The 24,043-nt window shown below is 70.2% G+C and carries 22 protein-coding genes; 14 read left to right on the top strand and 8 right to left on the bottom strand.

Annotated elements, in window-relative coordinates; genetic code table 11:
- The first annotated feature begins 44 nt into the window (after nt 1-44).
- From FJM51_RS15220 to FJM51_RS15200, 5 genes are all read left to right on the top strand, one after another.
- A complete protein-coding gene (locus tag FJM51_RS15220; RefSeq protein ID WP_140454998.1) occupies nt 45-665 on the top strand; it encodes an ATP-dependent Clp protease proteolytic subunit in 621 nt (206 codons plus the stop codon).
- A gap of 144 nt (nt 666-809) precedes the next feature.
- Complete coding sequence (gene clpX / locus FJM51_RS15215; RefSeq protein WP_140454997.1) at nt 810-2,075, top strand: ATP-dependent Clp protease ATP-binding subunit ClpX; 1,266 nt, start codon at nt 810-812, stop codon at nt 2,073-2,075.
- A gap of 183 nt (nt 2,076-2,258) precedes the next feature.
- Nucleotides 2,259-2,633: an NADH:ubiquinone oxidoreductase subunit NDUFA12 gene (locus FJM51_RS15210; RefSeq protein ID WP_140454996.1), complete on the top strand. Its 375-nt coding sequence runs from the start codon at nt 2,259-2,261 to the stop codon at nt 2,631-2,633.
- A 12-nt stretch (nt 2,634-2,645) separates the two neighbouring features.
- Nucleotides 2,646-3,092 carry an outer membrane lipid asymmetry maintenance protein MlaD gene (mlaD, locus tag FJM51_RS15205; RefSeq protein ID WP_140454995.1) on the top strand — a complete coding sequence of 149 codons (447 nt, stop codon included), beginning with the start codon at nt 2,646-2,648 and terminating at the stop codon, nt 3,090-3,092.
- Nucleotides 3,089-3,475, top strand: a complete 387-nt coding sequence (locus FJM51_RS15200) for a DUF2155 domain-containing protein (RefSeq protein ID WP_140454994.1) — start codon at nt 3,089-3,091, stop codon at nt 3,473-3,475. Before mlaD ends, FJM51_RS15200 begins: the two co-directional genes overlap by 4 nt.
- A 3-nt stretch (nt 3,476-3,478) precedes the next feature.
- Here the strand turns inward: FJM51_RS15200 and aat are convergent, their stop codons facing one another.
- From aat to FJM51_RS15175, 5 genes are all read right to left on the bottom strand, one after another.
- Entirely contained in the window at nt 3,479-4,120 is a 642-nt protein-coding gene (aat, locus tag FJM51_RS15195) for a leucyl/phenylalanyl-tRNA--protein transferase (protein ID WP_140454993.1), read from the bottom strand.
- A 16-nt stretch (nt 4,121-4,136) separates the two neighbouring features.
- Nucleotides 4,137-5,480 carry an acetyl-CoA carboxylase biotin carboxylase subunit gene (gene accC, locus FJM51_RS15190; RefSeq protein ID WP_140454992.1) on the bottom strand — a complete coding sequence of 448 codons (1,344 nt, stop codon included), beginning with the start codon at nt 5,478-5,480 and terminating at the stop codon, nt 4,137-4,139.
- 41 nt (nt 5,481-5,521) lie between these two features.
- Nucleotides 5,522-6,016 (bottom strand): acetyl-CoA carboxylase biotin carboxyl carrier protein, encoded by a 495-nt coding sequence (accB, locus tag FJM51_RS15185; protein ID WP_140454991.1) that lies wholly within the window; start codon nt 6,014-6,016, stop codon nt 5,522-5,524.
- Nucleotides 6,017-6,158: 142 nt separating this feature from the next.
- Complete coding sequence (locus FJM51_RS15180) at nt 6,159-6,932, bottom strand: DsbA family protein (RefSeq protein WP_140454990.1); 774 nt, start codon at nt 6,930-6,932, stop codon at nt 6,159-6,161.
- An 11-nt stretch (nt 6,933-6,943) separates the two neighbouring features.
- A complete protein-coding gene (locus FJM51_RS15175; protein ID WP_181164571.1) occupies nt 6,944-8,305 on the bottom strand; it encodes a M48 family metalloprotease in 1,362 nt (453 codons plus the stop codon).
- A 63-nt stretch (nt 8,306-8,368) separates the two neighbouring features.
- On the opposite strand from FJM51_RS15175, the gene FJM51_RS15170 reads away from it, so the two are divergent.
- On the top strand, nt 8,369-9,508 hold the full coding sequence (locus tag FJM51_RS15170) for a pyridoxal phosphate-dependent aminotransferase (RefSeq protein ID WP_140454988.1): 1,140 nt from the start codon (nt 8,369-8,371) through the stop codon (nt 9,506-9,508).
- 46 nt (nt 9,509-9,554) lie between these two features.
- Here the strand turns inward: FJM51_RS15170 and FJM51_RS15165 are convergent, their stop codons facing one another.
- A complete protein-coding gene (locus FJM51_RS15165; RefSeq protein WP_140454987.1) occupies nt 9,555-12,950 on the bottom strand; it encodes an Rne/Rng family ribonuclease in 3,396 nt (1,131 codons plus the stop codon).
- 460 nt (nt 12,951-13,410) lie between these two features.
- Here FJM51_RS15165 and FJM51_RS15160 point away from each other — a divergent pair, with 460 nt between their 5' ends.
- Nucleotides 13,411-14,661, top strand: coding sequence for an N-acetylmuramoyl-L-alanine amidase (locus FJM51_RS15160; protein ID WP_140454986.1), 1,251 nt, complete (start codon nt 13,411-13,413; stop codon nt 14,659-14,661).
- Nucleotides 14,662-14,773: 112 nt separating this feature from the next.
- Complete coding sequence (locus tag FJM51_RS15155) at nt 14,774-17,320, top strand: penicillin-binding protein 1A (protein WP_140454985.1); 2,547 nt, start codon at nt 14,774-14,776, stop codon at nt 17,318-17,320.
- A gap of 70 nt (nt 17,321-17,390) precedes the next feature.
- Here the strand turns inward: FJM51_RS15155 and FJM51_RS15150 are convergent, their stop codons facing one another.
- On the bottom strand, nt 17,391-18,740 hold the full coding sequence (locus tag FJM51_RS15150) for a DUF2382 domain-containing protein (RefSeq protein WP_267901428.1): 1,350 nt from the start codon (nt 18,738-18,740) through the stop codon (nt 17,391-17,393).
- Nucleotides 18,741-18,959: 219 nt separating this feature from the next.
- On the opposite strand from FJM51_RS15150, the gene prfB reads away from it, so the two are divergent.
- A complete protein-coding gene (gene prfB / locus FJM51_RS15145; RefSeq protein ID WP_140454983.1) occupies nt 18,960-20,093 on the top strand; it encodes a peptide chain release factor 2 in 1,134 nt (377 codons plus the stop codon).
- A 175-nt stretch (nt 20,094-20,268) separates the two neighbouring features.
- Here the strand turns inward: prfB and pcaQ are convergent, their stop codons facing one another.
- Nucleotides 20,269-21,162 (bottom strand): pca operon transcription factor PcaQ, encoded by an 894-nt coding sequence (gene pcaQ, locus FJM51_RS15140; protein ID WP_140454982.1) that lies wholly within the window; start codon nt 21,160-21,162, stop codon nt 20,269-20,271.
- A 90-nt stretch (nt 21,163-21,252) separates the two neighbouring features.
- Between pcaQ and pcaD the strand changes: the two genes are divergently transcribed.
- From pcaD to FJM51_RS15115, 5 genes are all read left to right on the top strand, one after another.
- Nucleotides 21,253-22,047: a 3-oxoadipate enol-lactonase gene (gene pcaD, locus FJM51_RS15135; RefSeq protein WP_140454981.1), complete on the top strand. Its 795-nt coding sequence runs from the start codon at nt 21,253-21,255 to the stop codon at nt 22,045-22,047.
- Nucleotides 22,040-22,420: a 4-carboxymuconolactone decarboxylase gene (pcaC, locus tag FJM51_RS15130; RefSeq protein ID WP_210240295.1), complete on the top strand. Its 381-nt coding sequence runs from the start codon at nt 22,040-22,042 to the stop codon at nt 22,418-22,420. Before pcaD ends, pcaC begins: the two co-directional genes overlap by 8 nt.
- Nucleotides 22,417-23,175 carry a protocatechuate 3,4-dioxygenase subunit beta gene (gene pcaH / locus FJM51_RS15125; RefSeq protein WP_140454980.1) on the top strand — a complete coding sequence of 253 codons (759 nt, stop codon included), beginning with the start codon at nt 22,417-22,419 and terminating at the stop codon, nt 23,173-23,175. The genes pcaC and pcaH overlap by 4 nt, the downstream gene beginning before the upstream one ends.
- 3 nt (nt 23,176-23,178) lie before the next feature.
- Nucleotides 23,179-23,874, top strand: coding sequence for a protocatechuate 3,4-dioxygenase subunit alpha (pcaG, locus tag FJM51_RS15120; protein WP_140454979.1), 696 nt, complete (start codon nt 23,179-23,181; stop codon nt 23,872-23,874).
- Nucleotides 23,867-24,043: 3-keto-5-aminohexanoate cleavage protein (locus tag FJM51_RS15115; protein ID WP_140454978.1), on the top strand; the 177-nt coding region annotated here is incomplete at its 3' end. The genes pcaG and FJM51_RS15115, both read left to right, overlap by 8 nt.

Here is a 24,043-nt window from a genome sequence, read left to right as displayed (position 1 = left end):
TCCCCGCGCGCGGGGCCTCAACATAGCGACAGGCAAGATCCGCGATGAATGATCCCATTGAAACTTATATGAATCTGGTGCCGATGGTGGTCGAGCAGACCGCCCGCGGCGAGCGCGCCTATGACATTTTCTCCCGGCTCCTGAAGGAACGGATCATCTTCGTTTCCGGGCCGGTGCACGACGGGATGTCGACCCTGATCGTCGCGCAGCTTCTCTTCCTCGAGGCCGAGAACCCGAAGAAGGAGATCGCGATGTACATCAACAGCCCGGGCGGCGTCGTCACCTCGGGCCTGTCGATCTACGACACGATGCAGTACATCAAGCCGCCGGTCTCGACGCTGTGCTGCGGCCAGGCGGCCTCGATGGGCTCGCTGCTCTTGACCGCGGGCGAGAAGGGGATGCGCTTCTCGCTGCCGAACAGCCGGATCATGGTGCACCAGCCCTCGGGCGGCTACCAGGGCCAGGCGACGGACATCATGATCCACGCGCGCGAGACCCAGGCGCTGAAGGACCGGCTGAACCAGATCTACGAGACGCATACCGGCCAGACCTTCGAGGCGGTCGAGGCGGCGCTGGAGCGGGACCGGTTCATGACCGCGCAGGACGCGAAGGACTGGGGCCTGATCGACGACATCGTCGTCAAGCGCGAGCCGGCCGCGGCGTAAAAGCGGCGCGCGTCACGAAACCTTGTGGCGCGTTTGGACTTGTCATTGGTGTGACAGCCATGCTCCTATGGTGGGGGCGTTCCCGGAGGAGCGGGTCGCCGTGCTCGCGGCGCGGCGATAATGGGCGAAAGCCGGAGGCGGAGAATGAGCAAAACAAGCGGCGGAGACGCGAAAAACACCCTCTACTGCTCTTTCTGCGGCAAGAGCCAGCACGAGGTGCGCAAGCTCATCGCGGGTCCGACCGTGTTCATCTGCGATGAATGCGTCGAGCTCTGCATGGACATCATCCGCGAGGAGACGAAGTCGAACCTCGTCAAATCCTCGGATGGCGTCCCGACCCCGCAGGAAATCTGCAAGGTGCTCGACGATTACGTGATCGGGCAGAAGGTCGCCAAGCGGGTGCTGTCGGTCGCGGTGCACAACCACTACAAGCGGCTGAACCACGCGCAGAAGAATTCCGACGTCGAACTGCAGAAATCCAACATCATGCTGATCGGCCCGACCGGCTGCGGCAAGACGCTGCTCGCGCAGACGCTCGCCCGCATCCTCGACGTGCCCTTCACCATGGCGGATGCGACGACGCTGACCGAGGCGGGCTATGTCGGCGAGGATGTCGAGAACATCATCCTGAAGCTCCTGCAGGCGGCCGAGTACAATGTCGAGCGCGCGCAGCGCGGCATCGTCTATATCGACGAGGTCGACAAGATCAGCCGCAAGTCCGACAATCCCTCGATCACCCGCGACGTCTCGGGCGAGGGGGTGCAGCAGGCGCTCCTGAAGATCATGGAGGGCACGGTCGCCTCCGTTCCGCCGCAGGGCGGGCGCAAGCATCCGCAGCAGGAATTCCTGCAGGTGGACACGACCAACATCCTCTTCATCTGCGGCGGCGCCTTCGCCGGGCTCGACAAGATCATCGCGCAGCGCGGCCGGGGCTCGGCCATGGGCTTCGGCGCCGATGTGAAGGACACCGACGAGCGCCGGGTGGGTGAGCTCTTCCAGGAGCTCGAGCCGGAGGATCTGCTGAAGTTCGGGCTCATCCCCGAATTCGTCGGCCGTCTGCCGGTGCTCGCGACGCTGAACGACCTCGACGAGGCGGCGCTGATCACGATCCTGACCGAGCCGAAGAACGCGCTGATCAAGCAGTATCAGCGGCTCTTCGAGATGGAGGACGTGAAGCTCACCTTCACCGAGGACGCGCTCCGCGCGGTGGCCAAGCGCGCGATCGACCGCAAGACCGGCGCGCGCGGCCTGCGCTCGATCCTCGAGGAGGTGCTGCTCGACACGATGTTCGAACTCCCCTCGATGCAGGGCGTCGAGGAGGTGGTCGTGAACGAGGACTGCATCTCGCGCAAGGGCGAGCCGCTCCTGATCTACGCCGACCGCAAGGAAGGCTCCGCCTCGGCCTCCTGAGGCCGGCGGAGAGGGCTTTCGCGGCGCGCGCCCGTCCCCCGGGCGCGCGCCGTTTCCGTTCCGGGCCGGGCTCCGGACGCGCCCGCGCCGGGGCGTCTCGCGTGCCGCGCAGGTGATCGCGGCGGGGCTGGACCGGGTTCGGCGCATGTGCGAAGAGGGGTGAGGTTGAACGGAGTGAACGGCATGAAGTGGCTCTTGCAGGCGCTGACATGGTGGAACGGCGAGACACTGGCCACCCGGTTCTTCACCTGGCGCAACGGCAAGAAGGTCGGCGCGGACGCCGACGGCAACGTCTACTACCAGAACGCCGACGGGACGCGCCGCTGGGTGATCTTCAACGGCGAGGTCGAGGCGAGCCGGATCGCGCCCGAATGGCACGGCTGGCTGCACCACACCTGGCAGCAGCCGCCGACCGAGGCGCCGTTGGCGACGAAGCCCTGGGTGAAGCCGCACCGCGCGAACGCGACCGGCGGCCCCGCCGCCTATCACCCGACGGGCAGCCTGCTCGCGGCCGGTCCGGGCGTCGCCCGCGACTACGAGGCCTGGACGCCGGAATAGGGACGATCTCAGATGGCAAATAGCGTCGCCGAGGCGGTGATCGGCGCGGTGGTGCTCGTCGCCGCCGCCGGTTTCGCGCTCTATGCCGGGCAGACCAGCGGACATGGCTTCGGCTCCGCCGAGAAGCCGCTCCGCGCCGATTTCCGCGATGCCAACGGCATCTCGGTCGGAACCGACGTGCGCGTCGCCGGGATCAAGGTCGGCTCGGTCACCGCGCTCGTGCTCGATCCCAAGACCTACCAGGCGCAGGCGACCTTCACCGTGCCGACGGATCTCGACGTTCCCGACGATTCCGACGTGAAGATCGCCTCCGAGGGGCTGCTCGGTGGCAACTATCTCGACATCCAGCCCGGCGCCTCCGAGACCATGCTCGCCGCCGGCGATCAGGTGCTGAACACGCAGGGCTCGATCGACCTCCTGAACCTGCTGATGCGCTTCGGGACCGGGTCGTCGAAGTGATACGCGCGCTCACCCTGATCGCCGCCCTCTGCGCGGGGTGTCAGGCCGTCGCGGCCCAGACCGAGCAGGTCACGAACGGGCGCGACACCGAGACGGCGAGCCGGGTGCGGCTCCGCGCGCTCGACACGCTCGACGGCGGCGTGACCGATCTGGTGCTCCGGGTCGGCGAGACCGCGCGCTTCAAGCGGCTCGAGATCACCGCCGAGACCTGCCGCGTGCCCGTCGACGATCCGAAGGCCGACGCCTTCGCCTTCCTCAGGATCCGCGACACGCGCGAGGCGGAGCCGCGGTTCTCGGGCTGGATGCTCGCCTCCTCCCCGGCGCTCTCGGCGCTCGACCATCCCCGCTACGACGTCTGGGTCGTCGGCTGCGACGACGGCTGAGCCCTATTCCCGCGCGAGGTCGAGCAGGGCGCGGCGTGTCGCGCCCATGGGCAGCGCGCGGAAATCGGCCGGCCGGCGCAGCGCGGCGGCGAGCCGGGCACGGTACTCCGCCCGCGTGATCTCGACCGCGCCGAGGCTTTCGAGATGGGGCGTGATGAACTGGGTGTCGAGCAGCGTGAAGCCGCCCGCGCGCAACCGCGCGACCAGCGCGACCAGCGCGAATTTCGATCCGTCGCGCATCCGGCTGAACATGCTCTCGCCGAAGAAGGCCGCGCCGAGCACCACGCCGTAGAGCCCGCCCGCGAGCGTGTCGCCCTGCCAGATCTCGACCGAATGCGCGTGGCCCATCCGGTGCAGCTCGCGATAGAGCCGGAAGATCTCGCCGTTGATCCAGGTGGTCTCCCGGTCGGCGCAGGCCCTGACCGTTCCGGCGAAATCGGCGTCGATCCGGATCTCGAACGGTTTGCCGAGGAAATCGCGCGCCAGCCGCCGCGAGACGCGGAGCGCCTCGAGCGGCAGGACGCCGCGCCGGATCGGATCGACCCAGAACAGCTCCTCCGCCGCCGCGTCGTCCGCCATCGGAAACACGCCGGAGGCATAGGCGCGGAGCAGGAGGTCCGGGGTCAGGATCGGATCGCTGGCCATCGGCGCGGCGCGGCGCTCACCCCTCCTGGGCCAGCCACTTCTCGAGCCAGTGGATGTTGTAGCGCCCGGCCTGGATGTCGGGCTCGTCGAGCAGCGCGTGGAAGAGCGGCGTCGTCGTGTCGATCCCGTCGATCACGAGCTCGCGCAGCGCGCGGCGCAGACGCGCGAGCGCGAGCTCGCGGTTGCGGGCATGCACGATGAGCTTGCCGACCAGGCTGTCGTAATAGGGCGGGATCACGTAGCCGTCGTAGACCGCGCTGTCCATCCGGACGCCAAGGCCGCCCGGCGCGTAATAGGTGCGCACCCGGCCCGGGCTCGGCTGGAAGTTCGGCAGCTTCTCCGCGTTGATCCGGCATTCGATCGCATGGCCGTTCGGCACCAGGTCCTCCTGGGTGAAGGACATCTTCTTGCCGGCCGCGACCCGGATCTGTTCCTGCACCAGGTCGACGTCGTAGATCGCCTCGGTCACCGGATGCTCGACCTGGAGGCGCGTGTTCATCTCGATGAAGTAGAACTCGCCATCCTCGTAGAGGAACTCGATCGTGCCCGCGCCGGAATACCGGATCCGCCCGATCGCCTCGGCGCAGGTCTTGCCGATCCGCGCCCGGGTCTTGGCGTCGATCGCGGGGGAGGGGGCTTCCTCCAGCACCTTCTGGTGCCGCCGCTGCAGCGAGCAGTCGCGCTCGCCGAGATGGACGGCGCCGCCCTTGCCGTCGCCGAAGACCTGCACCTCGATATGGCGCGGCTTCTCGAGATATTTCTCGAGATAGACCTCGTCATTGCCGAAGGCGGCCTTGGCCTCGGACCGGGCCGAGCCGAAGGCGGTCTCCATCTCCGCGTCGCTCCGCGCGACCTTCATGCCGCGGCCGCCGCCGCCGGCGGTCGCCTTGACGATGACCGGATAGCCGATCTCGTTCGCGATCCGGATCGCCTCCTCGACGCTCGGCACGCCGCCGCCCGAACCGGGCACGCAGGGCACGCCGAGCTTCTTCATCGTGTCGATCGCGGTGATCTTGTCGCCCATCAGCCGGATGTGCTCCGACGAGGGGCCGATGAAGGTCAGGCCGTGATCCTCGACGATCTGGACGAAATTCGCATTCTCGGAGAGGAAGCCGTAGCCCGGGTGGATCGCCTCCGCCCCGGTGATCTCGCAGGCGGCGATCAGGTTCGGGATCGAGAGATAGGACTGCCCCGCCGGCGGCGGGCCGACGCAGACGCTCTCGTCGGCCATGCGCACATGCATCGCATGCGCGTCGGCGGTCGAATGGATCGCCACCGTCTCGATACCCATCTCCTTGCAGGCACGATGGATGCGCAGCGCGATCTCGCCCCGGTTGGCGATGAGGATCTTGTTGAACATGGTCGCCTCGCGTTCCTTGGACTTGCCCCGGGAGGCGGGCCTCACTCGAGAATGATCAGCGGGGCGCCGAATTCGACCGGCGAGCCGTCTTCGACCAGGATCCGCTTCACCCGGCCGGCGCGCGGGGCGGGGATCTGGTTCATCGTCTTCATCGCCTCGATGATCAGGATCGTCTGACCCTCGGCCAGCGTGTCGCCCACCTTGGCGAAGGGAGGCGAGCCGGGCTGCGCCTGCAGATAGACGGTGCCGACCATCGGCGAGATCACGACGCCCGGATCCTCGGCCGGATCGGGGGCGGCGACGACCGCCGGGGCGGCGGCCTGCGGCGCGGCCGGTCCCGGCATCTGCACGGTCACCGGCGCGGCGGCGGCCGCCGGCTGGATGGCGACGGGGATCTGGCGCGCCACGCGCACGTTCAGCGCGTCGTCCTCGCCATATTCGCGGCTGACCTCGATCTCGGTCAGGTCGTTCTCACGCAGGAGTTCGGCGAGGGCCTTGATGAAGGCGACGTCCGACTCCTGAGGTTTCATAGCCATGGATTGCCCTGTTATTCTTTGAACCGGGGCGCGCGCACGCGCGCGCCTTGGCCTGCTCTCTCGGCCCTGGCTCCCGTGTATAGGCGGGGCGGACGGCGCTGAAAAGCATCAATGCGCGCCGGCGGCGCGCGGACGGCCGCTCTTACTCGCTTCCGCGCAGCTGGTCCACCACCTTGCGCATGTCCGCGAGCGGGATGTAGCCGCGCACCATGTCGGACTGGAAGACGAAGGTCGGCGTGCCGGTGATCGAGAGCTTCTCGGCCAGCGCGCGGTTCCGGGCGATCCGGCCGTCGACCTCGGGATCGCTCATCGCCGCGCGGATCTTCGCCGGGTCGAGATCGGCCTTGCGCATCGCCCGGTCGAGGCTCTCGTCGGTGATCTGGCCCTTGCCGGCCATCAGCGTGTCATGGAGCCGCCCGTAGGCCTCCGGCCCCTCGGCGATCATCGTCGCGACCGCCGCGCGCGCGGCGAGTTCGGATCCGGGGCCGAGGATCGGGAAATCCTTCACGATCATGCGGATCCGGCCGTCGCTTTCCAGCAGTTCGGTCAGTTCCGGCATCGCCTTGCGGCAGTAGCCGCACTGGTAGTCGAGGAATTCGACCAGCGTGAAGTCGCCCTCCGGATTGCCGGTGACCCAGGAATATCCGTCGTCGAAGATCGCATCGGCATTGGCCGCGACCAGCTGCTGGTCCGATTGCGCCGCCTGTTCCTTCTGCCGCGCGTCGAGGATCCTCACCATCTCGTTCAGGATCTCGGGGTGGGCGAGGAGATAGTCGTGAACCTCGCGCTGGAACGCCTCGCGCTCGGCGTCGGTCATGTCGAGGCCGGGGCGCGGCGTCGCCTGATCCTCGGCATGGGCCACCGGCGCGGCCAGCAGGGCCGCCAGCGGCAGGAGGGCCAGGAAGGGGAGTCGCATCGGAAGGAGCCTCATTGCTTGAGCGCGCGTCGCGCCATCGTAATCATATCCTGGGCCCGCCGCCAGCCCGGGGAGCCGACCGGCAGCAGATCGGCGGCGCGGGTCGCGTTGCGGAGCACGTCGCGCGCGTCGCCCGTCATCGTGAACCGCTCGGCCGTGGCGAGCGCCGCCGCGCCCTCGTGGCCGAGCCGGGCCTCGGCCAGCGCCAGGTCGCGCAGCGCGTCGGGGTTGCGCCGGTCGAGCCGCGTCGCGCGGGCGAGCACGTCGCGCGCGCGCGCCGTCGCGTCCGGATCGTCGGTATTGAGCAGCGCCCGGCCGAGCCCCGCGAGGATGAGCGGCTCGTCCGGGGCGAGTTCCGCCGCCCGGCCATAGGAAGCGGCCGCCGCCTCGGCCTTCCCGCTCTCGAGCAGGAACTGGCCCTTGAGCTCGATGTAATAGGGATCCTCGGGCCGCATGGCGATCAGCGCGTCCATCTGCGCGCCCGCGCGCGCCATGTCGGGCAGGCGGTAATAGGCGATGCTCCGCGCGAGGGCGGCCATCTCGGACTGGTCCGACACCGGATGCTCGCGAAGCGTCTTCGCCGGCCGGTCGAGGAAGGCGTCGAGCTTGGTGACCATGCGGCCGTACCAGTAGGCATCCTCCGCGCTCGGCGGTCCCCCCTTCGGCAGTTTCGCGATCCTGTCCTCGAGCATCGCCATGCGCTCGACCGACATCGGGTGCGACTGGGCATAGGGGTCGATCCCGGGCATCATCGCCTCCTGCCCGCGGAAGATCCTGAGCACGTCGAGGATCGCCCCCGGATCGCCGCCCGCCGTCGCGACATAACGCACGCCCATCTGGTCCGCCGCCGCCTCCTCGCCCCGGCTGTAGGCGAGCAGGTTGCGCCGGGCGACCTGCTGGCTGCCGGCGGCGATCGCGACGCTCGCATCCGGCGCCCCGGCGATCCCGACCGCGGCGGCGCCGAGCAGGCCGAGCAGCACCATGTTGCGCCCGCCGCTCGTCGCCTGCGCGCGCCGCGCGAGATGGCCGCCGACGATATGCCCGGTCTCGTGCGCGATCACGCCGCGCAGTTCGTCGATCGTGTCGAGCCGGGTGATCATCCCGGTGTTGATGAAGATGTTCTGCCCGTCCGCGACGAAGGCGTTCATCTCCGGATCCTGGAGCAGGTAGAGGTCCACGGTCGAGGGCGTGACATTGGCTGCGCGGAAGATCGGATCGGCGACCCGGCGCAGCGTCGCCTCGATCTCGGCGTCGCGGATGAGCGGCGGGCCGTTCGCCGCCGCCGCCGGGCGCGCGGGCGCCGCGAGGCCGAGGGCACAACCGATGAGAAGCGCCGCGGCGGTCCGGAACACCCCGGTCAAGAGCGCCTCCATTGCGCCTCGTCGCATTTCATGGCCCAAGGGGGCCCGTTCGAGCGGAAGCGTAGGAGAGTCGGTGTGCGCAGTTCAACCCGGGGCGAGGTCGATCCTTTCATTGTGATGGACGTGATGGAGGCGGCCCGGGCCGAGGAGGCGCGCGGGCGCTCCGTCATCCACATGGAGGTGGGCCAGCCCGGCACGCCCGCGCCCGAGGCGGCGCGCCGCGCGCTCACCCGCGCGCTCGGCGCCGATCCGCTCGGCTATACCGTGGCGCTCGGCCTGCCGGCGCTCCGGGCGCGGATCGCGCGGCTCTATGGCGAGTGGTACGATGTCGATCTCGATCCGGGGCGGGTCGTGGTCACCGCCGGTTCCTCGGCGGGCTTCCTGCTCGCCTTCACCGCGCTCTTCGACGCGGGCGAGCGGGTGGCGATCGGCGATCCCGGCTATCCGAGCTACCGCAACATCCTGAAATCGCTCGGCCTCGTTCCGGTCAGGATCGAGACCTCCGCGCAGAACCGCTACCAGCCGGTGCCCGCCGATCTCGACCGCGACGATCTCGCCGGCGTGCTGATCGCGAGCCCGGCCAATCCCACCGGCACGATGCTCGACAAGGCCGCGCTCGGCGCGCTCGTCGGGGCGGCGGCGGAGCGGGGGATCGCCTTCGTCTCGGACGAGATCTACCACGGCATCCAGTACGGCGCGCGCGCGGTCTCGGCGCTCGAACTGAGCGACGAGGTCTATGTGATCAACTCGTTCTCGAAATACTTCTCGATGACCGGCTGGCGGATCGGCTGGATGGTCGTGCCGGAGGCGCATGTCCGAAAGATCGAGCGGCTGGCGCAGAACATGTTCATCTGCGCCCCGCATGCGAGCCAGATCGCCGCGCTCGCCGCGATGGACGCGGGCGGGGAGCTGGAGGCGAACCTCGCCACCTATCGCGCCAACCGCGCGCTGATGCTCGCGGAACTGCCCGGGGCCGGTTTCGACCGGATCGCGCCGCCCGACGGCGCCTTCTACATCTACGCCGATGTGAGCGGGCGGGGCGAGGACAGCCGGGCGCTCTGCGCGCGGATCCTGCGCGAGGCGGGGGTGGCGGTGACGCCGGGGCTCGATTTCGACCCGGGCCGGGGCGCCGGCACGCTCCGCTTCTCCTACGCGCGCTCGACCGCGGACATCGCCGAGGGGCTGCGCCGGCTCAGGGCCTGGTCCGGGCGCTGAGGGGATTCCCGCCGGGCCGCGCGGGCCCGGCGGGAAGATGCTTCGCTCAGTCGCGCGACCACCAGCCGCGGCGCTTCGGCGCGGCGGGTCCGTCCGTCTCCGGCTCCGCCCCCGCCGCGACCGCGGTCTCGTATTCCCGCGGCGCCTCCGGCTCGGCCGGAGTCTCCCCCTGGGCTTCACCCTGGACCTCCGCCGGAGCTTCCGCGGTCGCTTCCGGGGCGGCTTCCGGAGCCGCCTCGGCCGCGGCCGGGGTTTCCGCCGGGAGCGGATCCTCGGGCGGGGTCTCCGCCGTCAGCGTCTCGTAGGGCGCCTCGAAGGGCGCGTCGAGGATCTCCGGAGCTTCGCTCGGGCTCTGGAACGCGGCCACGTCCGGGATCTCGCCGGCCGGAACGAAGTCCGGCGCGGCGATCCCGCCCTGATCGGCGGGCCGGAAGCCGTCCTCCGCCGCCGGTTCCGGCGCCGGAGCCTCCGCGACCGGGGCGGCCTCGGCCTCGGGCGCCTCGGCGGGCCGGGGGTCGGAGGGCGGCAGAGCGGCGGGCGGCTGGCCCGTCGCATCCGCGTCTCCGGCGAGTTCGGCGGCGGCGGGTTCGTCCACCGCCTCCCCACCGGTTTCCCCATCGGCCTGCGCGGCGGGCTCCATCGGCTCGAACAGCGTCGCGCCCATCGTGCTCGCCTCCAGCGGTTCCGCCGCGCCCGTCTCGGCCGGGGTGGATTCGGCCAGGGCGGGTTCGGTCGGCGTGGTCTCGTCCGGGGCGGAGGCCTCCGCCTCCCCCTCCGTCGTCGGGGCCGGGCGGCGGATCCGTTCGCGCTTGCGCGGCGCGGGGGCGGAGGCCTCCGGAACGTCGACGATCTCGGGCGCGGTGCCTTCGCCGAGGTCGATCACCTCGCCGAGCCCGTCGTTGGGCTGCGCGGCGACGCCGGCTCCCCCGCGCGAGCGGCGGCGGGAGCGGGTGCGCGGTTCCGGCTTCGCGGCCTCGGCCGGCTGGCCCGACGCCTCGCCGGAGGTCTCGTCCCCGGCCTCCGCGACCATGCCCTCGACCCCGTCCTCGACCGGCTCCATCACGTCGGCCGGCAGCGAGGCATGCGTCTCGATGGACTCGACATGCCGCGCGGGCTCGGTCTCGCGCGCCTGATCCTCGGCGCCGCGCCCGCGACGGCGGCGGCGGCGCTTGCGCTTGCCCTGCCGGTCGCCCGACTGGTCGCCCGCCTGGTCACCGTTGCCCTCCGCCGCCTCGCTCCGGGCGCCTTCGTCCTCGGCCTCGGTCTCCTCGGCCTCGTCGGCGAAATCGTCCTCGGGATAGGCGACCGCGGGCAGCGCCATCGCGGCCGGGGCCGGGATCACGCGCGAGGCGGTCTTGAAGCGTTCGAGCTTGAAATCCGGGCTGATCAGCGCCGGATCGCCCTCGACCCGGACCGAGAGGCCGAAGCGGCTCTCGATCAGCGCGACATGCTCGCGCTTCTGGTTCAGCAGGTAGTTCGCGATCTCGACCGGCGCCACGATCAGCACTTCCTTCGAGCGCTGCCGCGTCCCTTCCTCCTCGACCTCGCGCAGCAGCGCGAGCGCGAGACTGTCGTCGGAGCGCACCCGGCCCGTGCCATGGCAATGCGCGCAGGGCTTCGTCGTCGCCTCGATCATGCCGGGGCGCAGGCGCTGGCGGCTCATCTCCAGCAGGCCGAAGCCGGAGATCCGGCCGACCTGGATCCGGGCGCGGTCGCTCTTCAGCTTCTCCTTCAGGCGCTTCTCGACGGCGGCGTTGTTGCGCCGGTCCTCCATGTCGATGAAGTCGATGACGATGAGCCCGGCGAGGTCGCGCAGCCGCATCTGCCGCGCGGCTTCCTCCGCCGCCTCGAGATTGGTCTTGAGCGCGGTCTCCTCGATCGAGGCCTCGCGCGTCGCCCGGCCCGAGTTCACGTCGATCGCGACCAGCGCCTCGGTCACGTCGATCACGATGTAGCCGCCGGATTTCAGCTGCACCACCGGGTTGAACATCGCCGAGAGGTAGTTCTCGACCTGGAAGCGCGAGAAGAGCGGCAGCGCCTCGTTGTAATGCTTCACGTTCTTCGCATGCGAAGGCATGAGCATCTTCATGTAGTCCTTGGCCTCGCGATAGCCGCGCTCGCCATCGACGAGCACCTCGTCGATGTCGCGGCTGTAGAGGTCGCGGATCACGCGCTTGATCAGGCTGCCTTCCTCGTAGATCGGCGCGGGGGCGATCGACTTCAGCGTCAGGTCGCGGATCTGCTCCCACTGGCGCAGCAGGTATTCGTAGTCGCGCTTGATCTCGGTCTTGGTGCGGTTCGCGCCGGCGGTGCGGATGATGAGCCCCGCGCCCTCGGGCACCGTGATCGAGTTCGAGATCTCCTTGAGCTTCTTGCGGTCGGCCGCGTTGGTGATCTTGCGGCTGATCCCGCCGCCGCGCGCGGTATTGGGCATCAGCACGCAGTAGCGGCCGGCGAGGCTGAGATAGGTGGTGAGCGCCGCGCCCTTGTTGCCGCGCTCCTCCTTGACGACCTGCACGAGCAGGATCTGGCGGACCTTGATGACTTCCTGGATCTTGTAGCGGCGGTGGCGCACCTGCTTGCGCGGCGCGCGCTCCTCGGCCACGTCGTCGCCGCCGACGGATTCGTATTCGTCCTGGGCGTCGTCGTCCTCGTGGCCCCGGCCGCGCGCCTTCGGCGCGTCCTCGCCCCGGTCACCGGCGTCCGCGTGCTCGTCGTCGCGCGCGTCGGAGGCCTCGTCGCGCGGGGCCTCGACCGGAACGAGGTCGGGCGTGCCCTCGGGCTCGTCCGCGACGCGGATCTCGACCTCGCCCGAGGCGGCGTTGGGCGGCGGCGCGTCCGCGAAGGCCGGCTCGTCGCCGCCCCGCGACTCCTCCGCCCGATCCTCGGTCCCGACTCCCTCCGGCGCCGCGTCGACCCAGTCGGTGCGCGGCGCATGGTCGGAAGCGGCGTGTCCGGAATGGGCGTGTCCGGGCTGCTCACGCCCCGCGTCGCCGGACGGCTCCGCGCCGGTCTCCGCCGGCACGACGTCGGAGACGACGACCGCGTCCTCGGCGCCGAGCCCCTCGGCCGCGGGCTGCGCCCGCCGGCGCGAGCGCGAGCGGGGTTTCGGCTTCGGCTTCTCGCGCGGCGCCTCTTCCTCGGCCTCGCGGGCGAGCGCCGCTTCCTCGGCGAGCAGCGCCTCGCGATCCGCCTTCGGGATCTGGTAGTAGTCCGGATGGATTTCCGAGAAGGCGAGGAAACCGTGGCGGTTGCCGCCGTAATCGACGAAGGCCGCCTGAAGCGACGGCTCCACGCGCGTCACCTTCGCGAGATAGATGTTTCCGGCGAGCTGGCGTTTGTTCAGCGACTCGAAGTCGAATTCGTCAACCTTGTTTCCATCCACGACCACGACGCGGGTCTCTTCCGCGTGCGTGGCATCGATCAGCATTTTTCTTGTCATGGTATCTTTCGGCAACGCCGCGCCGGGCCCGTGTCGGGGCGCGCGCGGCGTCGGTTTCTCGTGTTGCTGTGGGGGACGCGGTGGCGCCGGGGCAAAGGAACACGGTCCCGCGCGCCAAGGGGCGGCTGCTGTGTCGGACCGGTTCTGTTCCTGCGCGTGTCACCGCGGTTCGTTCTCCGGCCAGGCGCCCTCTGCGACGCTTGGCCATGCTTTTCCCGGGCTTTCGGCCGCGGTATTCCTCAGGTATGGCGCGAACGCCTGCCGCGATCCGCCGGGTCGACCGGAACGCTGAACCGTTCCGCGAAGCCGCGGGCGTGCGACGAATACGAGTAGAGCCGGGTGTGACATTCACCCAATCCTCGCTTGCACAATAGGCATGGCGGGGCTCAAATGACAATTGGTATTTTGTCAAGCGAAAGGCAAGCCATGTCCGAACCCGCTTCGGGGCGGCGGGGTTAAGGTGCTGGAATCGGGCTTCATCTTTCGCATGGCCGCGGCCCTTCTCGCGGCGCTGGCTCTCGCCCCGGTCACGGCGCCGCCGCGCGCGCCGGGCTGGCCGGCCGCGGTCGCCGCGGCCGAGACCGGCCCTTCCGCCGCGCCCTCCGCGATGGCGCCGGCGCCCCGGCCCGCGCGGCTCGATCCCGCGCGGATCGCGCTCCGGCGCTGGTTTTTCGGCCGCGGCCTCTCGGTCACGGTCGGATTCGAGGCGCCGCGGCCGTTCCGCGTCTTCACGCTGACCGATCCGCCGCGCCTCGTCGTCGATCTCGAAGGGCTCGACGCGGCGGGTTTCGATCCGGCCGCCGTCGCGCGCTCGCGCGCGGTGGCGCGCGTCTCCGCCGCCCCGGCCCGGCCGGGCTGGGCGCGGCTCGTCCTCGATCTGGCGCGGCCCTTCGCGCTCGAAACGGCGGAGATGGGCGAAGGCGGGCTCGCGCTGACGCTCCGCCGCGTGGGCGCGGAGGACTTCGCCGCGCGTTCGGGCGCGCCGCCGGGCGTGGTGCTCGGCGGGGACGGGGAGGGGGGACACGCGCTGGTTGTGCTCGACCCCGGCCACGGCGGGATCGACCCCGGAGCGACGCGCGACGGCGTGGCGGAGAAGGACGTCGTGCTCGCCTTCTCGGAGGCTCTCGGCGCCGCGCTCGAGGCGACGGGGCGGTTCCGCGTCGCCACCACGCGCGACACGGACGTCTTCCTGCCCCTCGCCGCGCGCGCGGATCTCGCGCGGCGCCTCGGCGCGCGGGCCTTCGTCTCGATCCATGCCAACGCGGTCGCGGACGAAGCGGCGCGCGGCGGCATCGTCTTCACCCTGTCGGAGGCCGGATCGAGCACGGCGGCGCGCGAGCGGGCGGCGGCCGAGAACCGCGCCGACGCGGCCGCGGGGCCGGCGGCGCCCGGGCCGGGCGATTCCGTCGCGGAGGTGCTCGGCGGGCTCCTGCGCGCCGAGGGTCAGGCGCGCTCGATCGACCTCGCCCGGGCGCTCGGGCGGGCGCTGGGGCCGGTGACGGGGGCCGGGCCGGCGCCGCTGCAATCGGCGGATTTCCAGGTGCTGCGCGTGCCCGACGTGCCGGCGGCGCTGCTCGAACTCGGATTCCTCTCGAACGCGGCCGACCGGCGCGCGCTCACCTCGCCCGAATGGCGCGCGCGCGCGGCCGCGGCGATCGCCGCGGGGATGGTCGGCTGGCTCGACGCGGGCGGGCCGTTGACGCGGAAGTGACCGCGCGGCCGCGCATCATCCCGCCGGGGGCGGCGTCGCGGCCCTCCGCGGTTTTTGACGCTCGGCGGGGGGTCCGATAAGGTGCGCGCGTATCCACGCAAGGCTTCGAATCGTGCTGCGTCTCATCCTCAGATTCCTCGGGCTGGTGTTCAGCTGGCTCGCGATCGGCTCGGTCGTCGGGCTCGTCGGGCTCGCGGCGCTGTTCGTGATCTACGGCCGCGACCTGCCCGACTACCAGCAGCTCGCCAATTACGAACCCCCGACGCTCAGCCGGATCTATTCGGGCGAGGGCGAGCTGATGGACCAGTTCGCGCGCGAACGCCGGATCTTCACGCCGATCTACGAGATCCCCGACCTCGTGAAGGACGCCTTCATCTCGGCCGAGGACAAGAACTTCTACCAGCACCGGGGCTTCGACCCGCGCGGCATCGCGGTCGCGATCTATCAGGCGGCGACGCAGGGCGGGCGCCTGCGCGGCGCATCGACCATCACGCAGCAGGTGATGAAGAACTTCCTGCTGACCGGCGACCGCTCGGGCGAGCGCAAGATCAAGGAGATCATCCTCGCCACCCGGCTCGAGAAGACGCTCTCGAAGGACCAGATCCTCGAACTCTATCTCAACGAGATCTTCCTCGGGCAGAATTCCTACGGCGTGACGGCGGCGGCCGAGGTCTATTTCAACAAGCCGCTCGACGAGCTGAGCCTCGCGGAGATGGCCTATCTCGCCGCGCTGCCGCAGGCGCCGAGCTTCCTGCATCCGGTGCGCGAGAAGGAGCGCGCGATCGCGCGGCGCAACTACGTGCTCGATCAGATGGCGCAGAACGGCTACGTGACCCAGGCCCAGGCCGAGGCCGCGAAGGCGCAGGACCTCGTCACGGTGCAGGGCGGCGGCATCCCCTCGGGCCGGGGCGAGACGCCGCCGCGGGACTATTTCACCGACGAGATCCGCCGCCAGCTCTCGGCGCGGTTCGGCGACGACGAGCTTCATACCGGCGGGCTGACGATCCGCGCCACGGTCAATCCCGACCTGCAGGCGGCCGCGGCGCGCGCGCTGCGCGCAGGGCTCGAGGATTACGACCGGGGGCTCAAGATCTATCGCGGCGCCCTCGCCCACATCGACCCGGCCGAGGCCGACCTCTCGACCGAGGCCGGCTGGCGCAAGGCGCTCTCCGCGACCCGGGTGCCGCGCGACATCGAGGGCTGGCGCCCGGCGGTGGTGCTCTCCCTCGGCGACGGCTCGGCCCGGATCGGGATCGAGGGCGTCGACGAGGGCGCGGAGGGGAACGTCCTGCCCTTCTCGGACGTGAGCTGGGCGCGGCTCCGCGCCGAGAACGGGCGGCTGCGCGCCTCGTCGGGCATCGCGGACACGTTCGAAGTCGGCGACGTGATCCTCGTGAAGCGGCTCGCCACGGACAGCGGCGAGCGCTGGTCCTACCGCCAGATCCCGGCGATCCAGGGCGGCTTCATGGCGATGGACACCCAGACCGGCCGCGTGCTCGCGATGCAGGGCGGCTTCTCCTACCAGTCGAGCGTGTTCAACCGCGCGACCCAGGCGCTGCGCCAGCCCGGATCCTCGTTCAAGCCCTTCGTCTACGCCGCCGCGCTCGACAACGGCTACAGCCCCGCGACCATCGTGCTCGACGCGCCGATCGAGGTCTCGACGCCGGAGGGGCTCTGGAAGCCGGAGAACTCGGGCAACAAGTACTACGGGCCGACGCCGATGCGCACCGGGCTCGAACAGTCGCGCAACCTGATGACCGTGCGCATGGCCCAGCAGGTCGGCATGGAGACGGTGGCGAAATACGCGCATGACTTCGGCATCTACGACGACATGCCGCCGCTCCTGAGCTATTCGCTCGGCGCGGGCGAGACGACGCTCTACAAGATGGTCACGGCCTACGCCGAACTGGCGAACGGCGGGCTCAAGGTCGAGCCGACGCTGGTCGACCGCGTGCAGGACCGCTACGGCGAGACGATCTACCGCCACGACCGGCGCGAATGCGACGACTGCCAGGGGCCGACGCTCTCGGCGGCGAGCGCGCCGGTGATCCGGACCGACGCGCAGCGGCTGCTCGACCCGATCACCGACTACCAGATCACCTCGATGCTGCAGGGCGCCGCCGCCCGCGGCACCTCGGCCGCGACCGTGGGCCAGATGCACATGAACCTCGCCGGCAAGACCGGCACGACGAACGAGGCGAAGGACGTCTGGTTCATCGGCTATTCGCCGCGCATCGTCGCCGGCTGCTACATGGGCTACGACACGCCGCGCCCGCTCGGCAAATCCGCTTTCGGCGGAACGCTCTGCGCGCCGGTCTTCGTCGATTTCATGAAGGTCGCGCTCGCGGGCCAGAAGCCGGTGCGCTGGGACGTGCCGCCGGGCGGCTACTTCATCAAGATCGACCGCCGCTCCGGCCAGCGCCTCGCCGACAACGCCGATGGCGCCAACGTGCAGGCGGAATACATCCGCGACGGCCAGCAGACGGTGGTCGGCGGCTACGGCGACCTGGTCGACGGCGGCTGGCGCATGGGCTCCGACGTGCCGCTCTACGAGGGCGCCGCCCAGTCGCAGATCGAGCGCATCCAGGTCCGCGGCCAGACCCGGACGCTGCCGAGCAACCCGTCGATGGGCTCGATGTCGAGCGGGGGGCTTTACTGAAGCCTCCGGACAACCGACCCGCGCCGGGGCGGAAAGGCGGCGGCTTGCCCGCCGCCTCCGTTCGCGCGGATCACATGCCGGGCTTCGGATCGCGCCGGGCGATGTCGCGGTCGTCCTCGACCTCGACCTCGGTGTGGCGCACGGTGTCGGAGATGGTCTCGGTCCGCTCGTCGGCGGTCCGGCGCAGCCCGATTTCCTCGGTGACCCGCGCCTCCTTGTCGACCACCGCCTCCTCCGCGCGTTCCTCCGCCTCGATGGTGCGATCGACGAAGGCGTCGTCGGTCGCCTCCAGCGGCCGGTCCACCGGGCGGCGCTCGATCTCGACCTGTTCCGAGCGCAGCCGCACCTCCTCCGAGACCGGCTCCTCGACGACGTAGGAACGGACGCGGACCCGGCCGAGGGAGGCGTCGCGCTTGCCGACGCGCAGCCTTTCCTCGACCACCGGGATCACTTCGTCGCGCCCGGCGTGGCCGGCCTCCGCCGGGCCGGCGTCGAAGCCGGTGGCCGCCGCGCGCATTCCGGGCTCGCCGCCGGCCTCCACGCCAACACCCGGGGCCGTGGCCGCCATGCCGAGGCGCTCCGGCGTCGTGGCGACGCCCGCGTCGGCCCCGGTCAGCATGTCGGCCTCCGCGTCCGGCGCGGCGCCCCAGCCCTCGGCCCGCCAGCTCGCGCTACGCTCGTCGAGGTCGATCGAGCCTTCCTCGTCGAGAATGTCCACCGCCTCGTCGAAACGCCCCGCGGGAATGGCGCCGACCGTGACGATGTAGCCGCCGCGCCGCAACCCCTCGGCATAGGTGTCGCGTTCCTCCGTGGGGAAGAAGAAATCGGCTATGCTGTCCCAGAATCCGCCGGTGTCGCGGGACTCGAGACGGGAGCCGTAGTCCTCGCCTCCCGCCACGCGGATGTCCGCCTCCGTCAGGCCGGCGGCGCGGAGCCGGGACACGGCCCGGTCGGCGTCCTCGCGCGTGTCGAAGAAGGCGGTGAGATGGCGGGTGCCTGCGAAGTCTGACATTGCATTCTCCTTGGGGTTTGGATCGGCGCCGGAGGGCTCGGCCCTTTCGCGCGTCACGATCGCTCGCTGCCTGCGAAGCTCCACCGGAGCCTCGACGGTCCTGCTCGCACGGATGCGTGTCACGCGGATCTCCTCGCGCAGCACGAGCCGCTTCTCGACCACGACCACCTCCTCGATCACCGGGATGATGGTCACGTCGCCCTCGACGCGGACGTCGGGGACGGCCTCGATCTCCTTTCCGACCGGGATCCGCTCGATTTCCACGGAGCTGCTCTCGAGATCGGCCGTGACGGTTTCCTCGACCGTCTCGGTCACCGTCTCGACCCGGACCCGTCCGACGACATGCTCGCGCCTGGCGACGGACAAGGTTTCTTCGATCACGGGCAATGCCGTGTCAGGTTCGCTCATCGGGGGGCTCATCGGGGTTTGACTTCGTGCGTGGCGAGGGACAAACCGGCGCGCGGTTCTTTCGTTCCTCGCCCCCGGCCAGGGCGGGGAATTTCGCGCACCGCGGCGGTGGGGGCGCCGGGCCGGCAGTGATCCGGGCACCCCCGACACCCCCCACCCCTTTACCCTCACCCCGCGCGCGGATAGAACACGCAACCGCCGGAGGGGGAGCTTTCAGTCATGCGCGCCGAAACCGAACATGTCGTCGCCGAGATCGAGAAGTCGCTCGCGCTCTTGCGCCAGCGGCTCAACTGGGAGACCGCGCCGCATCGGCTCGAGGAACTCAATGCGATGAGCGAGGATCCCGAGCTCTGGAACGATCCGGCCCGGGCGCAGAAGCTGATGCGCGACCGGCAGGTGCTCGCGGATGCGATCGACGGCTACACCGGGCTCGCGCGCGAGCTCGACGACCAGCGCGAACTCATCGAGCTCGGCGAGGCCGAGGACGACGCCGAGGTGGTGGCCGAGGCGGAGGCGGCGCTCAGGGCGCTGCGCGAGGCGGCGGCGCAGAAGGAGATCGAGGCGCTGCTCGACGGCGAGGCCGATGGCAACGACACCTTCCTCGAGGTGAACGCGGGCGCGGGCGGCACCGAAAGCTGCGACTGGGCCTCGATGCTCGCGCGGATGTACGTGCGCTGGGCCGAGGCGCATGGCTACAAGGTCGAGCTCATCTCCGAGAGCCCGGGCGAGGAAGCGGGGATCCGCTCCGTCACCTACCAGATCAGGGGGCAGAACGCCTATGGCTGGCTGAAGTCGGAATCGGGCGTGCACCGGCTGGTGCGGATCTCGCCCTACGATTCCGCCGCGCGCCGGCACACGAGCTTCTCCTCGGTCTGGGTCTATCCGGTGGTGGACGAGAACATCGAGATCGAGATCGCGCCGAACGACATCCGGATCGACACCTACCGCTCCTCGGGCGCGGGCGGGCAGCATGTGAACACGACCGATTCGGCGGTCCGGATCACCCATATCCCGACCAATATCGTGGTGACCTCGTCCGAGAAGTCGCAGCACCAGAACCGCGCGAATGCGATGGCGGCTCTGAAGTCGCGGCTCTACGAGATGGAGCTCCGGCGCCGCAACGAGGCGATCACCGCCCAGCACGAGGCCAAGGGCGACGCGGGCTGGGGCAACCAGATCCGCTCCTACGTGCTGCAGCCCTACCAGATGGTGAAGGACCTGCGCACGAACCACGAGACCTCGGACACGCAGGGCGTGCTCGACGGCGACCTCGATCCGTTCATGGCCGCGGCCCTCGCGCTCCAGGTCGCGGGCAAGAGCCGGGCGGACGCGCAGGCCGGGCTCGAGGAATAGGCCCCCCGGGGCCGGTTTCCGCCCCGCGCTTGATCCAGCGCAAGGTCCGGTTTCGCGCGCGCGCCCATCTTGCGCGGCAGAAGCCGGGACCAGGAGGAAGCGTAGCGATCGAGGCCTTGCGTCATCCGGCCTGACCTCCGACCGCGGAAGGGCCTCGATCCGCCGACATTCCCGCTCAGCGCGCGACGCTGTCGCGAATGGCGCGCATCACCTCCGCGAGCAGCGGCGCGGGCGCGTCGCCGCCGCGCTGGGTGAGTCCGACCGGGCCGGGGATCGGCAGGCCGGGCAGGTCGAGTTCCACGAGCACCCCGGCGGCGAGATCATCGGCCACCACCCCGCGCGAGATGAACCAGACCGCGTCCGAACGCGTGAGCAGCCCGCGCCCCACCGCCTGGGCCACCGTCTCGGCGAAGCCGCGCGGCGGCTCCTGGCCGATGCTGAGGAAATACTGCTCCACCACCGGCCGGATGATCGCCCCCGCCGGCGGCATGATCAGCGGAAATCCGGTGAGCGCGCGCGCTGGATCGGCGGTGAGCGGATGGCCCGCGCGCACCACGGCCACGACCGCCTCGACATAGAGCTGCTCGAAGACCAGCCCCGCCATCGCCGCCGGCGCCGCGAGCCGCCCGATTACCAGATCGAGCGCGCCGTCGCGCAGCTGCGCCAGCAGGAGCCAGTTCGGCCCGGTGGTGATGGTGAGCGTGACGCCCGGCATCCGCTCGGCGAAGGTGAGCGCCGCGCGCGGCATCAGGTCGGTCGCGACCGTCGGCAGCACGCCGACCTCGATCCGCTGCCCGATCCGGGCGCCGGCGCTGAGCGCCCGGACGCCGCGCTGCAGTTCGAGGAGCGAGAGCCCGGCATGGGCCTGGAACACCGCCCCCTCCGCCGTCAGGCGCAGCCGCCGCCCCGCGCGCTCGAAGAGCTTCACCCCCAGCCGATCCTCGAGTTCGCGCAGGGTCTTGGAGACCGCGGGCTGCGACACCGCCAGCGCCTCGGCCGCCTGTCCGACGCTCTGCAGCCGCGCGATCTCGAGGAAGCAGCGGACGTGACGGTAGCTGATCTCGCGCATTCATATCCCACAGGTTATGGATTGGAAGAACCTTATCATTTTACATAACCACATGAAAATGAGATCGTGCGTGGCAAGGAGGAAACGACCATGAAGATGGCGGAAATCAACGGGCTCACCGTCCATTACACGGACGAAGGCGCGGCCGATGGCCCCGCGGTGGTGTTCGCGAATTCCCTCGGCACCGATCTGCGCGTCTGGGACGCGGTGGTTCCGCTCCTGCCCCGGGGCCTGCGCGTGATCCGCTACGACAAGCGCGGCCACGGGCTGACCGACGCGCCGAACGGCGACTACTACATGGGCGATCTGGTGGCCGACGCCGCCGGGCTGATCGGGCATCTCGGTCTTCGCGATGTGCTCTTCGTCGGCCTCTCGATCGGCGGCGTGATCGCCCAGGGGCTCGCGGCGGAGCGGCCGGACCTCGTCCGGGGCATCGTGCTTTCGAATACCGCGCCGAAGATCGGCACCGACACGATGTGGAAGGAGCGGATCGCGACGATCCGCGCGGGCGGCATCGCCGCGCTGGCGGATCCGGTGCTGGAACGCTGGTTCTCGAAGAAGTTCCGCGCCGAGCGCGCCACCGAATTCGCGGGCTGGCGGCACATGCTGACCCGCACGCCGGCCGGCGGCTACATCGGCTGCTGCGCCGCGCTCGCCGAGACGGATCTGCGCGACTCGACCGCCGGACTGCGGCTGCCCGCGCTGGTGATCGCCGGGTCCGAGGACGGCTCGACCCCGCCCGATCTGGTGCGGGAGATGGCCGAGAGCATCGAGGGCGCCCGGTTCGAACTGATCCGGGGCGCCGGCCACATCCCCTGCGTCGAGGCGCCGGAGACGGTCGCCCGCCTGATCGGGGATTTCGCGAAGGAGATCGGACTTGTCTGAACGCTACGACACCGGAATGACCACGCGCCGGAGCGTGCTCGGCGACGCGCATGTGGACCGCGCGGAGGCGGCGAAGACCGATTTCGACGCGCCCTTCCAGGAGATGATCACCGAGGGCGCCTGGGGCACGGTCTGGTCGCGCCCGGACTGGACGAAGCGCGAACGCTCGATGGTGACGATCGCGCTGCTCGCCGCGCTCGGCCATCACGAGGAGGTGGCGATGCATGTCCGCGCCACCGCCAATACCGGCGCCACCCCCGAGGACATCCGCGAGGCGCTGATGCATGTCGCCATCTACGCGGGAGTCCCGGCGGCCAATCACGCCTTCAAGATCGTGAAAGAAACCTACAAGGAAATGGGAGTGAAACCATGACCCGGATGGGCAGGATCGGATCCAATACCGGCCCCGGAGCGGCGGAATACTTCCAGCGTGACCGCACGCTGCATCCGCCCGCCTATACGCCGAACTACAAGACCTCCGTCGCGCGCTCGCCCCGCTACGCGCTGCTGAGCCTGCAGAACTCGCTCTCCGAGGTCACCGGCCCGACCTTCGGCCATTCGGATCTCGGCCCGCTCGACAACGACCTGATCCTGAACTACGCCCATGACGGCGAGCCGATCGGCGAGCGGATCATCGTCCATGGCCGCGTGCTCGACGAGACCGGCCGGGGCGTGCCGAACACGCTGGTCGAGTTCTGGCAGGCGAACGCGGGCGGGCGCTACCGGCACAAGAAGGACACCTATCTCGCGCCGATCGATCCGAATTTCGGCGGCTGTGGCCGGACGCTGACCGACGAGGACGGCTACTATTACTTCCGCACGGTCAAGCCCGGCGCCTATCCGTGGCGGAACTGGGTCAACAACTGGCGGCCCGCGCATATCCACTTCTCGGTCTTCGGCGCGGGTTTCGTCCAGCGGCTGATCACCCAGATGTATTTCGAGGGCGACCCGCTGCTGCCGCATTGCCCGATCGTGAAGTCGATCCCCGACCAGGACGCGATCGACCAGCTGATCGCGCCGCTCGACCTCAACGCCGCCGTGCCGCTCGACTGCCTCGCCTACAAGTTCGACATCGTATTGCGCGGCAGCCGCTCGACCCTGTTCGAGAACCGCCTGGAGGGGAACTGAGCCATGCCGCAGCCGCTGAACTACCTGCGCGAGACCGCGTCCCAGACCGCCGGCCCCTACGTCCACATCGGCCTCGCGCCGGGCGCCGCGGGGTTCGACCTCTTCGAGAAGGAACTCGGCACCGACATCGCGGGTCCGAATGCGAAGGGCGAGCGGATCACCGTCGAGGGCACCGTGATCGACGGCATGGGCGCGCCGCTCAAGGACGTGCTGATCGAGGTCTGGCAGGCCAACGCCGCCGGCATCTATCCGCATCCCGCCGACCGCCGCGCCGGGGAGGTCGAGGAAGGCTTCCGGGGCTGGGGCCGGGTCATCTCGAATTTCGAGACCGGGCTCTTCAGCTTCGAGACGATCAAGCCGGGCTCCGTCCCCGGCCGGCCCGCCGCGCATCCGCCGCGCCGGAGCGCCGATGAGGAGGCGAAGGACGCGCTCGGCCGCGGCCGTCAGGACCAGCGCCCGATGGCGCCGCATCTGAATCTCTGGATCGTCGCCCGCGGCATCAACATCGGGCTCAACACCCGGATGTACTTCTCCGACGAGGAGGAGGCCAATGCCAAGGATCCGGTGCTGAACCTGATCGAACAGGTCGACCGCCGCCCGACGCTGATCGCGAAACGCGGGGAGCGCGACGGCAAGGTGGTCTATCGCTTCGACATCCGCCTGCAGGGCGAGAATGAAACGGTGTTCCTCGATGTCTGATCTCTCGACCAAGCCCTGCGTCATCTGCGTCGCCATCACCGGCTCGCTGCCGCGCAAGGAGAACAACCCCGCCGTTCCGATCACCGTCGCGGAGCAGATCGAGAGCACGCAGGAGGCTTTCGAGGCCGGCGCCACCATCGCGCATTGCCATGTCAGGAACGACGACCAG

It is taken from the genome of Amaricoccus solimangrovi, from assembly GCF_006385685.1.
Lineage (GTDB): Bacteria > Pseudomonadota > Alphaproteobacteria > Rhodobacterales > Rhodobacteraceae > Amaricoccus > Amaricoccus solimangrovi.
This window is presented reverse-complemented; position numbering and strand designations above follow the sequence as displayed.

Bases quoted from the DNA above. Each gene is read 5' to 3' on its own strand.
- FJM51_RS15220 (WP_140454998.1), top strand. From the start codon at position 45: ATGAATGATCCCATTGAAACTTATATGAATCTGGTGCCGATGGTGGTC.
- clpX (WP_140454997.1), top strand. From the start codon at position 810: ATGAGCAAAACAAGCGGCGGAGACGCGAAAAACACCCTCTACTGCTCT.
- FJM51_RS15210 (WP_140454996.1), top strand. From the start codon at position 2,259: ATGAAGTGGCTCTTGCAGGCGCTGACATGGTGGAACGGCGAGACACTG.
- mlaD (WP_140454995.1), top strand. From the start codon at position 2,646: ATGGCAAATAGCGTCGCCGAGGCGGTGATCGGCGCGGTGGTGCTCGTC.
- aat (WP_140454993.1), bottom strand. From the start codon at position 4,120: ATGGCCAGCGATCCGATCCTGACCCCGGACCTCCTGCTCCGCGCCTAT.
- accC (WP_140454992.1), bottom strand. From the start codon at position 5,480: ATGTTCAACAAGATCCTCATCGCCAACCGGGGCGAGATCGCGCTGCGC.
- accB (WP_140454991.1), bottom strand. From the start codon at position 6,016: ATGGCTATGAAACCTCAGGAGTCGGACGTCGCCTTCATCAAGGCCCTC.
- FJM51_RS15180 (WP_140454990.1), bottom strand. From the start codon at position 6,932: ATGCGACTCCCCTTCCTGGCCCTCCTGCCGCTGGCGGCCCTGCTGGCC.
- FJM51_RS15175 (WP_181164571.1), bottom strand. From the start codon at position 8,305: ATGGAGGCGCTCTTGACCGGGGTGTTCCGGACCGCCGCGGCGCTTCTC.
- FJM51_RS15165 (WP_140454987.1), bottom strand. From the start codon at position 12,950: ATGACAAGAAAAATGCTGATCGATGCCACGCACGCGGAAGAGACCCGC.
- FJM51_RS15150 (WP_267901428.1), bottom strand. From the start codon at position 18,740: ATGAGCGAACCTGACACGGCATTGCCCGTGATCGAAGAAACCTTGTCC.
- prfB (WP_140454983.1), top strand. From the start codon at position 18,960: ATGCGCGCCGAAACCGAACATGTCGTCGCCGAGATCGAGAAGTCGCTC.
- pcaQ (WP_140454982.1), bottom strand. From the start codon at position 21,162: ATGCGCGAGATCAGCTACCGTCACGTCCGCTGCTTCCTCGAGATCGCG.
- pcaD (WP_140454981.1), top strand. From the start codon at position 21,253: ATGAAGATGGCGGAAATCAACGGGCTCACCGTCCATTACACGGACGAA.
- pcaH (WP_140454980.1), top strand. From the start codon at position 22,417: ATGACCCGGATGGGCAGGATCGGATCCAATACCGGCCCCGGAGCGGCG.
- pcaG (WP_140454979.1), top strand. From the start codon at position 23,179: ATGCCGCAGCCGCTGAACTACCTGCGCGAGACCGCGTCCCAGACCGCC.